This is a genomic window from Enterococcus sp. AMC1086 (assembly GCF_058216575.1).
The window spans coordinates 598,388-611,250 of record NZ_CM177100.1 but is presented as its reverse complement, the minus strand read 5'-3'; the positions used below and the strand labels follow the sequence as shown (position 1 = coordinate 611,250).

General features: G+C 34.1%; 8 protein-coding genes and 1 pseudogene. All 9 read right to left on the bottom strand.

The window, feature by feature from the left end; genetic code table 11:
* Nucleotides 1-17 precede the first annotated feature (17 nt).
* The gene (locus tag AC4BC4_RS02950; RefSeq protein ID WP_438757278.1) at nt 18-695 is read right to left on the bottom strand and encodes a cytochrome c biogenesis CcdA family protein; all 678 of its coding nucleotides are present in this window, start codon (nt 693-695) and stop codon (nt 18-20) included.
* 821 nt (nt 696-1,516) lie between these two features.
* Nucleotides 1,517-2,437 (bottom strand): annotated as a pseudogene (locus tag AC4BC4_RS02945) (DUF4822 domain-containing protein); the annotation flags it as partial.
* Nucleotides 2,438-2,698: 261 nt separating this feature from the next.
* Entirely contained in the window at nt 2,699-3,838 is a 1,140-nt protein-coding gene (locus AC4BC4_RS02940) for a mannitol-1-phosphate 5-dehydrogenase (protein ID WP_490476727.1), read from the bottom strand.
* Between the two features lie 2 nt (nt 3,839-3,840).
* A complete protein-coding gene (locus AC4BC4_RS02935) occupies nt 3,841-4,278 on the bottom strand; it encodes a PTS mannitol transporter subunit IIA (protein ID WP_438757280.1) in 438 nt (145 codons plus the stop codon).
* Nucleotides 4,279-4,301: 23 nt separating this feature from the next.
* Entirely contained in the window at nt 4,302-6,344 is a 2,043-nt protein-coding gene (locus tag AC4BC4_RS02930) for a BglG family transcription antiterminator (RefSeq protein WP_490477340.1), read from the bottom strand.
* A 155-nt stretch (nt 6,345-6,499) separates the two neighbouring features.
* Nucleotides 6,500-8,269, bottom strand: coding sequence for a PTS mannitol transporter subunit IIBC (locus AC4BC4_RS02925; RefSeq protein WP_490476726.1), 1,770 nt, complete (start codon nt 8,267-8,269; stop codon nt 6,500-6,502).
* Between the two features lie 475 nt (nt 8,270-8,744).
* Nucleotides 8,745-10,514: an SdrD B-like domain-containing protein gene (locus AC4BC4_RS02920; RefSeq protein WP_490476725.1), complete on the bottom strand. Its 1,770-nt coding sequence runs from the start codon at nt 10,512-10,514 to the stop codon at nt 8,745-8,747.
* A gap of 737 nt (nt 10,515-11,251) precedes the next feature.
* Nucleotides 11,252-12,097, bottom strand: coding sequence for a VOC family protein (locus AC4BC4_RS02915; protein WP_490476724.1), 846 nt, complete (start codon nt 12,095-12,097; stop codon nt 11,252-11,254).
* 24 nt (nt 12,098-12,121) lie between these two features.
* The gene (locus AC4BC4_RS02910; protein ID WP_438757285.1) at nt 12,122-12,718 is read right to left on the bottom strand and encodes a nitroreductase family protein; all 597 of its coding nucleotides are present in this window, start codon (nt 12,716-12,718) and stop codon (nt 12,122-12,124) included.
* Between the last annotated feature and the right edge of the window lie 145 nt (nt 12,719-12,863).

Here is a 12,863-nt window from a genome sequence, read left to right as displayed (position 1 = left end):
TTGTTTTTTAGTAAAGACTATCTTGACACAAATAATTGCAAATAATTAATCCAGCCAGTCATCATGAATAGTCCAACTATGACTAATAAGAGTCCCGATAGTAAATTAACTCTCTGATAATTTCTTTTAATCAATGAAAACGTCTTTTTGAATGAGTCTATAAAAAGGGTACAAATAATAAAGGGAAGTCCCAACCCTAAAGAATACACACCTAATAAAAAACCACCTGACAACATGCTTCCTTGTTGAGACGCAATTAACAATGCTGTTCCTAAAAATGTACCTAAACAAGGCGACCATCCTAAAGCGAAAATCATTCCAAATAAAAATAACGAAAAATAGGAAGTAAAATTTCCAGAATATTGAATTTTTCCGAACCCTTTCATATGAAAAGGTAGTTTGATCAATTGACTCATTTTTAACCCTGTAATTATCACGATTACACCTGTAACAAATTGAATCTGCGAACGATAGCTAATTAAATATTGATTGATTATACTAGCAAATACACCCATCATGATAAATATAAGAGTAAAACCTAAAATAAATGAACAAATTCTTAGTAAGTCTTGATATTTCGACTTTTCACTTGTAGAACTTCCTAAAAAATAAGTACTGTAAACAGGAAGTAATGGTAAAATACATGGCGAAATAAACGTAAGGATCCCTTCTAAAAATAACACTGCAACAAACATTAAAAAACAACCTTTCTATTAAACAATTACTCTACTTTACCACAGATTTGATTTTTCCTAAAGGTCATTAATGACAACAATCTGATTTAGAGAATACTTCTGAACAAATCGACTTCAATTATAATTGTAACTCTTCAAATAGAACTCAATAAAGTTTGAGTAGATTGTTTGATCCATTAATTTGTAGATGTACAAGAAATTTTTTACTTCATTAAGGAGCCGTAATTCTATTTTATCTATTTGTTTTCTAGCTTTTTTTGAAGAGTTATTTTACGGAACAAAAAAAGAGCACTGAAATACTCTTTTTTTGTTTTTCTATAAACTGAACTATTTTAGGATTATGGCTCGTCCTAAATACATTTAGAGAACTTTAACTTCTAAAAGTTTTTGAAGGTAACCACTTGTTTATTTCTTGCAAAAGATATCCAGACATTTTCATTAATTAGATAACTATCTCCAACTTTTCTAGCCGCAGGATACATTTTTTTGAAATCATTTTCTCTTAAATTATCGAACTTGATGTCCATGGTATTGCTTGTAGGTCCTGCATAATAAACGTATTCAAATAGGTTATTGGTACTAATAAAACGCTGAACTTGTTGGGCATTCCCATAAATTCTTCTTGAGTATGACAGTTGTTCATCATCCAAAACTTTTGCTACTTCATCGGCTGTCATCGAACTAGACAAGCCAGAAAGTGTGTACGTATTTTTTTCAATGGCCTCTTTCACGACTGGGTTCAATAATGGATTTTTATTTTTACGAGTAGTAAATTGAGTGACATCAATGACCGTTTTATTGACACTAGGCTCCTCTTTCCCAAAAGTAAAATCTAGTGGGAATTCACCTGTGTAACGTTCATGTTCAACTGTAATTGGAATATCATTTCCTTGAGCATCTTTTCCTTGTCTTGTGTAAGTGAACCGTTGTGCATTAATTTCTGTTAATTCTAATTGTGCCCCATAGTTCATTCCTAAAGAGAGTGATGCACGTACTTTATTGTCTCGTACGACGTCGAAATAGCCATAATCGCCTCTTGTTTGTCCTGTAGTTTTATCAAAAAATTCGTAACGTCCTGTTTTATCATCATAGCGTGCTAAGCCTAAATAACTTTGATTATAAGCAGAGACGTCATTTCCTTGTTTATCTAATGCAACTGTTCCTTCCCAGAAATGTTCAGATAAAATGGATCTACCTTCTTTTGAACGATCAATGGGTCCTGTTTGCGTTGATAATTCAGGTAAAGTTGTTGTAAACTCTAATGTTCCTGCATAAGGCACATGTTCTACTGTTACCTTTCCATCTGAGCCATCTGCTTGTTTTCCAGTTCTACTGTATGTAAATAAATGGTTATTTAATTCAACCATATCTACCGCAACATTATAGCCTAATTCAGAAAAAAGAATTCTTTTCTTTCCATCTTGCGTAATAAAAAATGTTCCTCGATCATTTCGTGTTTGGCCTGTTGCAGCATCAAAAAATTCATAGTGATTGCTTTTTGTATCATATTTGGCTAGTCCAATAAAATTACTATTTTGAAGGGTCACATCGTTCCCTTGTTCATCAGTTACAATCGTACCTTGCCAATTGGTTGATCCTAAAATTTCATTAGAGTCCTTTTGTTGCGAACTATAGTTGCTAGAATCAGAACTAGTTGCAAATGCTGAGTGGGGTTGCCCCACACTTAATAAAAGTGACGAAGAAAGTGCAATGAATCCGACGAATAGAATATTTTTTTTCATGAAATAACCTCCATTAATTAGTATAATACTAGTATACCTTTTAAATATAAACAAATTGTAAACAAAATATAAATTTTGCTACTTTTTATAAATCATCTAGATTAAAATATCTAAATATACTATTTTATATTTCAATTACTGGGAAAAACCACCGTCGTTTTAAGCCGTAGGTATAGCTATTCTATATCGGTTTTATTGATAAAAGAATTTAATCTCCAAGACAAAAAAAGAGGCGATTTTATTCGCCTCTCACTAAATCGATTATTTCTGATAACTATTTGCGATTTCAGTAATCAATTCATTATCCGTTAGACCCGTCACCTCTTTGACTACTTCAACTACGTCTTTTTCTTTTAATAAATTTTGTAGTTTTACACTTTCTGTATCTGCTGGATCATTGTAACTTAAAATCATTGCCACGACATCCATCAAATTAGTGTACGTTAAATTTCGATCTTTTAGTTCACGAATCGGTCGAATAAATCTTTCATCATAACCTAGTTTGCGAATCGGTGTCCGCGCCACGCGATCAACGCCGTCAGAAATGTATGGATTTTCAAAACGCCCAACAATTTTATTGATATATGCTTGATGATCTACTGGATCAAAGCCCCACTTGTTGATCAACAAGCTACCTGTCTCACCAAGAACAGCTCTTAATTTTGCTAAAACTTCGGGATCTTCAATCGATTCACCTATCGTTTTGTAGTTTTTATAGGCACCCACATACGCTACAGTAGCATGTCCTGTGTTGACAGAGAAAAGTTTACGTTCAATATAGGGTTCTAGATCTTCTACATATTCTACACCAGCTAAATGAACGGCTTTGTTTTTAATTTGAGTTTCATCAATAACCCACTCACTAAATGGTTCAACCGAGACAAACAAAGGATCTTCATGGTGTTGTATTGGTACGATACGATCAACAGCAGCATTTGGAAAACCAATATATTTTTCGACATACGCTAGATCTTCCGCATCCAAAAACTCTTTAACTTTGCTGAATAAAAATTGACTACCGCCGATCATATTCTCACAAGCTATCACATCTAACGGAGTTTCAATAGTTTCCTTGCGGCGTTTTTGAATTCCCTTAGCAATTAATTCTGCGATAAAAGGTAAAATAGTTGGACCGATCGCTGTGGTGACGATATCTGCTTTAAAGACTGAATCGATTACTGCTTCGGGATTGTCTTTATTGTTTATCCCATCAACATTTTCAACATGGATACGTTTTTTGCTAGCATCTGCTAGCTCGATATCATAGGCTCTATTTTCATGTAATGAGTTAATGATAGTTTCATTGATATCTACAAAATCAATTGAGAAGTCATTACTTGCTAAAATTTCACCAATAAATCCTCTACCAATATTACCGGCACCAAAATGTGTTGCGCGCATAGTTATTTAACCTCCTGTAATAATCTGATAATCTCTTCACTTGTCTTTGCATCTGCTAATTTCACAACATTTTCCACATCCGAACAGAATAATGCGATTTTTTGCAAGATCTCTAAATGTTCATTTTCAACTCCGGCAATCCCAAATAAAAGCATGGCCACATCGTCTGTATCATCTTTACCAAATTGAACACCACTAGGAACTTGTACTACGGAAATACCGCTTTTCTTCACAAATTTTTTCGCATCGTCTGTCCCATGAGGAATGGCAATAAAATTACCCATATAGACTGAAACTAATTTATTTCGTTCAATCATCGCTTCTATGTAGTCAGGTTCGACACACCCAGCATCGACTAACAACTGACCCGTTGATCGAATCGCCTCTTCTTTAGTTTGATACGCTTGATCAACTAAAACCATATTTTTTTGTAATTCCATATTTTTTCCTCCTAATCGCTGAATTAATTTTCTCTAATTTCTTTGACGAATAAAGAACTCAATAACTGATAAATAATTTCTTTATTCCCATATTTATAAATTTCCGTATTCAAATCGCTCTCAATTATGGAACTGCTGATTTTTCCCAATAAATTTACTTGACTCGTTGGTATCGGATCTGGCGCCAATAATAACAATATCCGCGTCAGCTCAATACTTTTCTTATCCATTCCTTGAATTAGATATGAGCAATCCAAATCATAAATTGCAAAGTAGGGTTCTATAACATTAGCGGTCACTGTATGAAACAGTGCAAAATTTGTATTGGGAATGCCGATCGGTGCCACTAAATAACGCTCGATCACACGTGATGTAACCTGTTTTGCATCCTTTACAATTGTTCCTGACAGGCTTTCAATAAGTTCGGCTAAAGTCGCCTCAATCGTTTCTTGCCCTTTGATTTGTTTTACGTCGAAGGCTCTTAATAAATTATTCGCAACACGCATCGTTTCATATATTTCATCAAAGGTTTCGCTACTTTCCAAGAGGTCATTTGACTTTAATTTAAGCACTTCTTCTGGTTGAATGTCTCTGATATAATCTTTGATCTCACGAATTTCATCATCCAATAATAATGGTGAAATCACCTTATAAGATAATTCAAAACCTGGTAAAAAGACTGTAGATAGTATCAAATCATAGTCATTAAAATTTAAATGATTCATCTCTGAAATCTTGGCAGCACGAACTTTTTGAATTTCTGGTACGTATTTATTTAAACGGCTTTCTAAAATTCTAGATGTACCAACGCCGCTGGAGCATAAAACCAAAGTACTTAGTTTTTTACCTGAAGGATACCTTTCTAAAGACGTGGCAAAATGGATCACTACATATCCTAGTTCATCAAAGGTAAAATTATGTTGAGTAAAGATTTGCGCTAGTTTTTCAGTTACTACTACAGTCAAATTTTTATATTTATCCATTACTTTTCTTAGTACGGTATTATTATTACCTTGAATCACAGTTAAACTTCGTTTTAGAGCCGCTGTCATATGCGCCAGTAAATCGATAAACAATTGCTCATCTTTATAAAAGGAATAACCAGTATCTTCAGCGACTAATCGAATCAACTCCCGCGTTTTATAGGAAAGTTCTACATCAAAACTATCAATAAAGATATTATGTGGTTTTTTATAATTGACGCCTTCTAACTGATGAGCTAGAAAACGAACTTCTTGACTGGTAATATTTTTTTCTACTTCTGTAGCAACTTTCACCATTATTTGACTGGCCAGCTGCATGCTTTCTGGTTTGGGATTTTCTTTGATATCACTTTCAATAATATGACCAATTTTAATACGATCGATTGATAAGGCCAAAATGATCAAGATCCGCTGCATTTGATTATCAGCCACTCGTTCAAATAAACTCGCATTAACGGTGTCAAAAATACTTTCTGCTTGATGCAAACTTTCTGTCGACAACAAAGTAAAAAAATAATTTTCAGTCGTCTGATCCGAATGGTCCAAAAAATTAAAAAAATCATATTCGCTGATTCCGTTATAAATTAGATTACTTAACAATTGACGCCGCTCGTTCTCCCGTCCAACGATACGAATGCCACGACCTTTTAGACGAATCAACTCCAATCGATAGCTAGCCAAGCTTATTTCAATTGTTTGCAAATCGTTTGTAATCGTTGTTGTGCTTACCGCAAAGTCATAGGATAACGCTTCAATAGTTTCTTCTTCATCTTCCAGTAATAAAGAACAAACTATCGCACTTTGTCGCATTACATTGTCGGTAAACCAATCTTTTTCACTATTATCTAAATTTTTTAATAGTTTATTTAAATCTTTCGAATCACCTACGATTCGATAACCAGCACCACGCGGTTTAATAATTTTTACATCTAACGCTTGTATCGTTTTTTCAAGACTGGCAATTTCACGATAAATCGTCCGTTTTGAAACTTGCAATAGATCTTGTAATTCAGTTAGAGCTACGCCATTAGGATATTCCAACAACAACGCCAGAATTTTTTTTTCTCGAACCGAAAAATACACTTTTTTCCTCACCCCTCACGCTAACTAAGCAGATAAAAGGGTAGGACCAAGCTTGTGTAAAAACGTTACACTTGTCAGCTTAGTCTCCCTTTTTAAAAATCAACTTAGAAAGTATGCATTTATTTTTCTAGCTTAATACGGTTCGGAGAAAAAAACTACCTTTTTGATAAATGTTCGATTAATTCATCATATTTTTCTGACACAACTAAGTCTTTTACGGAAAGATGGACCGCACTTGGTGCTTGTTTTTCAGCTGCGGCTGTATCTTTATCTAGAGTAATGATCATTGACTTCATTTCATCTTCTAACTCTCCGATTGAAACTACTGTTACTGGATAATCTAGGCTTTTATCCTTCAACAGCTTTTTAAGGATAGTTGAAGCCATATAAGCAGAACCTTTATTATCTTGATAAGCTACAATCAAATGATTCACGTTATGATAATCAACCAACTCAGATGCTTTATCATCACTAACATCTGAAACTATTGCTGATTCTGTTTTTTCCGTATCCGTTAAACCATCAATGATCTCATCATAGCGAGGTGAGTTCATAAAATTTTCTACAGAAACAAAGATTGCACTAGGTGCCTTTTGTTTTGCCCGATCATGTAATTCTTCTTGCGTTACGATTAATGCGTTAGAATCATCATTTAAATTGTTAATTGCAGAATTAGAAACGGGAAGTTTCAAACCGGCTTTCTTCGCTTTATTCCGCAAAATTGAAGCCCCCATTGCTGAAGAACCCATTCCAGCATCACACGCAAATATAATTTTATTGATATTACCTAGATCATCTGTTTTAGTTTCAACTGTTGATGAATGACCTGTTTGGTTTTTCGCTGTGGCTTTTGCCTCCGCTACAGCTGCTTGACTTGCTAATAGATCTTCTTCTTTTTTATCCGCTTTAATAATAATACTGGCAACTAGGAAAGACACAATTGTAGCAACTACTATTCCGGCAATATTCGCAAAATATGCGCCTTGAGGTGTCAAAGCCAAGATTGCTAGAATCGAACCCGGTGAAGCTGCCGCTTGTAACCCTGCACCTAATAGTGTGAAGACAAAAGTCCCAGATACTCCACCAGCTATTACTGCCAAGAATAATAAAGGTTTCATCATTACATACGGGAAGTAAATTTCATGAATCCCGCCTAAGAATTGTATGATCATTGCACCTGGAGCGGAAGATTTAGCTGCCCCTTTACCAAAAATCGTAAAGGCCAATAAAACACCCAGACCAGGACCAGGGTTTGTTTCTAATAAGAACAGAATTGACTTACCAGCAGTAGCTGCTTGTTCAGCGCCCAACGGTGTTAAAATTCCGTGATTAATCGCATTATTTAAAAATAAAATTTTCGCTGGTTCAATTAAGATGTTTGCTAACGGCAATAAATGCATGTTAATAATTGCTTCTACACCTTGTCCCATTAATTCAGTTAGATAACTAACGATTGGACCAATTGCATAATTCCCTAAAATGGCTAAACCAAAACCTAATAATCCAGATGAAAAATTGTTTACTAACATTTCAAAACCTGTTTTGATTTTGTCAGCAAAGATATCATCAAATTTCTTAATGGTCCAACCACCTATAGGACCCATGATCATAGCGCCTATGAACATCGGTACATCTGCGCCCACGATAACTCCCATCGTAGCAATCGCACCAACAACTGCCCCCCGTTGTCCGTAAATCAATGAGCCTCCACTATAACCAATTAATAATGGTAGTAAATAAGTCAACATCGGACCAATCATCAAAGCTAAATGCTTATTAGGTGTCCAACCTGTCTCTAAGAAGAAGGCAGTCAATACCCCCCATGCTATAAACGCGCCGATATTTGGCATCACCATACTTGAAAGACTGGTCCCTAACTTTTGCACTCTGACTTTAATGCCCACTTTTTGACGAGTGTTCTCCATTCTCTGTTCCTCCTTATAATAACTTTTTCATACTATAATTGTAATCGCATTCAAGCATTTCGACAATCAATAGTAGATACAACTTTGGCACAAAGCTTTGTGCCATTTATTCATTTTTTCTATTTCGAATCTACCTCTTCATTGAATTGTATTTTAGCTATGTAAAATTACTTAATGATCACGTAAATCTTTTATGTAAATAGACAGAGATAATCGTTTAAGAAAATAAGTACGGTCCGGTTTAATTCCTCACTGAGAACGCTACAAAATCACAACTATATCAGGTGTTTTTCAGAATATACAAATAAAATGAGCCTAGAACATAACGTTGCGAGTTATGTCCTAGGCTTGAGGAATCCGAATAAACGGTGGGAATAGAAGCAATTCATTCCTCTTATTTCTCGGAGTTAAACGCTTTTGTCCCAGATTCACATGTAGAAGGTTTGATGAAAGAACAAGATATTTTTTTGCGATTCTAGAATATTAAATCTGGTAAATAGACTTTATAAACACCAGAATTAAAATATGTTTTCAGAATATTTTCTTCATTAATTAAAACATTTGCTATGTTTTGCTTAACTGGCTTACTGCTTCCAAAAATAGGGGCCTTATTTAGTGTTAAGCTAATTTGTTCCTCATTATTTAGAGAATAGAAAACTGTAACTTTATTTGATTTATCAGTATTCCTAAATTGTAGCGCCGCTGTTTTAGTTTCTGGATCAATTGATTCCAAAGAGACTGAAACAGCACTTGAAGAACTTCCCATACCAGCAATATTTTGATCAATAATTGTATTACGATCATATTTAGAAATAATATTTTTAGAAATAATTTTTTTACCTTTTAAAGCTTCTGGCACATCGTTATCATCTAATAGCGGATAAACTGGTCGATCCGTTTCAACTGCTAAATAAATATCAGTATCGAATGGCAAACGATCCAACTTATAATTTCTAGATGAACCTGATGTATTCGATTGATTTAAAATAGTTCCATTTTCATCATAAGCAAAAATAGTAGATGTAAATCCTGATAACTCAAGACTATTTAAATTACCATCGTTGTTCGTATCTGAAAAAGCGATACCTGACAAAGTTGCAAAGTTTTTTATGCCAAAGTAAAAATCGTTCGTTTTTTTAAGTTTAAATCCTGTAATATCAAACATATCACCATAATAATTAACCACACCTAATTTATATGCGGGTAAAGAATTTAGTATGTCTGAGATTGATTGTAATTGATTGATTGTTTGTGTCATTTTTTTAGATTGATTTTCTTCAAGGACAGAATCGTAGTCAACGTTATTAGATAATGCAGCTATTTTTGCCAGAGTATCTGCAAAGAAGTATAAACCTCTATTATCACGATTTGTATCAATATCACCTGTTCCAAATAATTCTGGATGATCTAACAATCCCTGAATATTACCGTTTATCAAAATTTCCACAATAGCTTCTAAACGTTTACGGTTATTAAGAATATCCCCTACGTTAAGATCAAAAGGCGATCGAACAATTACATAAGCACCTGTTTCAAGAGAATCCATCCTAATTGCTTGGTCTTTCCTAACAGTTCTTAAATGTACACCGTCAGCCAGATCTACATTTCCATCTGAAAGAGCAGATCCAACAATATTGGAAATATCAATGTTATTCAACATTCCCTCTTGAATCGCTTTAGAAAATTGTTTAAGGTTTAAGATCAACACCGTCTTACCATTAAGAATTTCTTCGTCAGCTTCTTTCACACCATTAAAATTGACGTCATTGAATGGCGTCACAGACATCGAGACTTTTTTGATTAAAGGTAAGTCTCTTTTTGTTATGAATTTCCCTGCATTAACAGTCACAGGATAAATATTCGAAATTTGTTTCCCTTCTGAATCAACAAGGTTATCTGGTGACTCATGAGTACTATATCGATCATTATTTACATTATATTTAACGTAATAAGTTCCTTTTTTCAGTAAACTGAAATTATAATCTCCAGCAAAATTTGTCGTTGATGTTTTGATTGGATTGTTCCCATTTTGAGCATCATTCATATCTTGGAAAAGCATTACTTTTTGATTTTTTAATCCAATTTCAAATTTCTCTAGATCCATTTTTCCATTTTGATTAACATCTTGAAAAACTTTCCCATTAATTGTATATAGGGAAGCTGCTTCTGTTTTTGTAGTGTACCCCAGCAAGAAAGCCACTATAATTCCAATTGATAAAATTACTATTTTTTTATTCTTTTTCATCTTAAACTCCTTTTTTTAATGTATCTTTACCAAACCTTCTACTAATAGTATACACTATTTGTCAGATTTTTATATATTTTATATTTTTTTAGATATTATATATCTAATTTATATCATTTAGATATCATCGTTGGATTTCACAAGCTATATTGCATTAAAAGCTGAACTCTCATTATTATGAATACAATTGTCCTAAAAGATATACTATAGCAGATACGTTTAACAATAACCGTAGCCTATATAAAGTAAAAAAATATTGTTATTGGTTGGTTATTTAGTTAGCTAAAAGCGTTGGAAAGAGCGTTATAAATGCTTCTGCTAGATTATTTTTATCTCTACATGAATGACTGATTTTTGGAAACGTATTTTGGTTCCATTTCCTTACATCAGATTCTGATCATTTACACATTTAACTACAACAAAATAGTAATCTCGTTTCAACTACACAAGATCACTTTTGATTACTTACTAATTTTGATACAAAAAGTTATCATTCTACTCTATACTTAAACCCAATGTTTGGGAAAAAGTTAAAAACACAGGAAAATTTTTCATAATTTTTTATCTAAATTATCCATTTGTTCTGTCTACTTTATTAGATATTATTCATCTTTTATCCCTAATCTTAGCTACTTACTAATTTACAAAAAAAGAGGCTAGAAGATAACTCTACGAGTTATCTTCTAGCCTTAAGGAATCTGAATAAACGATGGGGGGGCAGAAGCGACGCCTTTCCACTAATATTCAAACTTAATCTGCATTCCATTTGGGTCTTGAATCGTGATTTGCTCATTTTCATTCACATACTCAACAGCCATTTCATCAAGTTGTTTGATGAAAAGCTCAAATGCTTTCCCAGATGGCAACTGGAATGTATACCAAGCTAGACCTAATTGATTTTCGCCAATTAGCGGCACATGTTCTCCATTCCAAGTGTTCGTCCCGATATGATGATGATACTCACCTGCAGCGAAGAATTTAGCGCGTCTGCCAAAATTTGATTTTAAAGAAAAACCAAGCTGTTCATAAAACGTCTCCGTCTCCTCTAAATCTGCGACCTGTAAATGAACATGTCCAATTCTTGATCCAGGTGCCATACCTAACCATTTTCTATCGGCTTGTGCGACGACAGCATCTCCATCCAGCTCTTCAGTGACACCAATGATTTCTCCACCAGCCCGAATATCCCATTCACTCATAGGCTTATCCCGATAGATTTCGATGCCATTTCCTTCTGGATCATTTAAATAGATTGCTTCACTGTAACCATGATCAGCAGCACCCAGCTCAATATTATTTTGCAATAGCCATAGTAAGCTATTGCCTAAATCTTTACGCGAAGGTAAGAGAAAAGCGGTGTGGTACAAACCTGTTGTCTTGTCTGTTACTACAGGATCAACAAGTTCTTCTAAAATCACGATTGCTTCTGAAGAATCCTGTGCACCTAAGAAAACCGTATTGTCTTCTTTTTTTAATAACACAAGACCAATCATTTTCGTATAAAAATCTGTCATTTTTTCCAGATTTTTTACTTTTAATTTTACTTGTTTTACGATTAGTTCTTTAGGTAATGTGACCACCATGCTTCTCTCCTCCATTTGCTTTAATTAGTTAAATTCTAGGAAACGTGCGCTATCTTCCATGTATTCTTTTTCGCCAGCTGGAGCTTCGATCGAACCGAAGACAAGTTGCGCTCTTAATTTCCATGGACTTGGAATTGACCATTCTTTTGCTACAGCTTCATCGATTACGGGGTTGTAATGTTGTAAATTAGCACCGATATTTTCTTGTGCTAATGCAGTCCAGACATTTGCTTGAGTCAACCCACTTGCTTGTTCTGACCACACTGGGAAGTTATCAGCGTACAATTCAAATTGTTCTTGTAAATTTTTTACAATATCCATATCTTCAAAGAAGAGTAATGTTCCAGTTCCAGCTGCAAAGCTTTGCAATTTAGCTTGTGTATTTGGGAAAGCATCTGCAGGTGTTAAAGGTTTCAATGCTTCTTCTGTCATTGCCCATAATTTTTTATGTGCATCACCGAATAAGAAAACCACACGTTGTGTTTGAGAGTTAAATGAAGTTGGACTTTCTCTAACAACTTCTTTGACTAATGCTGTGATTTCTTCTTGTGATTGTGGTAGATTATCTCCTAAAGCGTAGATTGAACGGCGTTTTTTTAATGCTTGAGTAAATTCTGTCATGTGTATTGCTCCTTTTCGATTCGAATTAGTTTTTAGATTACTTTCATAGTATATCGTCTTACTAAAAGTAAGTAAAGAGTTTTGACTTACTTTTTATAAGTTTTTTTAAAATAAAAGAAAAAGCCTAAGACAAAGGGGTTCTTGT

Bases quoted from the DNA above. Each gene is read 5' to 3' on its own strand.
- AC4BC4_RS02950 (WP_438757278.1), bottom strand. From the start codon at position 695: ATGTTTGTTGCAGTGTTATTTTTAGAAGGGATCCTTACGTTTATTTCG.
- AC4BC4_RS02920 (WP_490476725.1), bottom strand. From the start codon at position 10,514: ATGAAAAAGAATAAAAAAATAGTAATTTTATCAATTGGAATTATAGTG.
- AC4BC4_RS02935 (WP_438757280.1), bottom strand. From the start codon at position 4,278: ATGGAATTACAAAAAAATATGGTTTTAGTTGATCAAGCGTATCAAACT.
- AC4BC4_RS02915 (WP_490476724.1), bottom strand. From the start codon at position 12,097: ATGGTGGTCACATTACCTAAAGAACTAATCGTAAAACAAGTAAAATTA.
- AC4BC4_RS02940 (WP_490476727.1), bottom strand. From the start codon at position 3,838: ATGCGCGCAACACATTTTGGTGCCGGTAATATTGGTAGAGGATTTATT.
- AC4BC4_RS02910 (WP_438757285.1), bottom strand. From the start codon at position 12,718: ATGACAGAATTTACTCAAGCATTAAAAAAACGCCGTTCAATCTACGCT.
- AC4BC4_RS02925 (WP_490476726.1), bottom strand. From the start codon at position 8,269: ATGGAGAACACTCGTCAAAAAGTGGGCATTAAAGTCAGAGTGCAAAAG.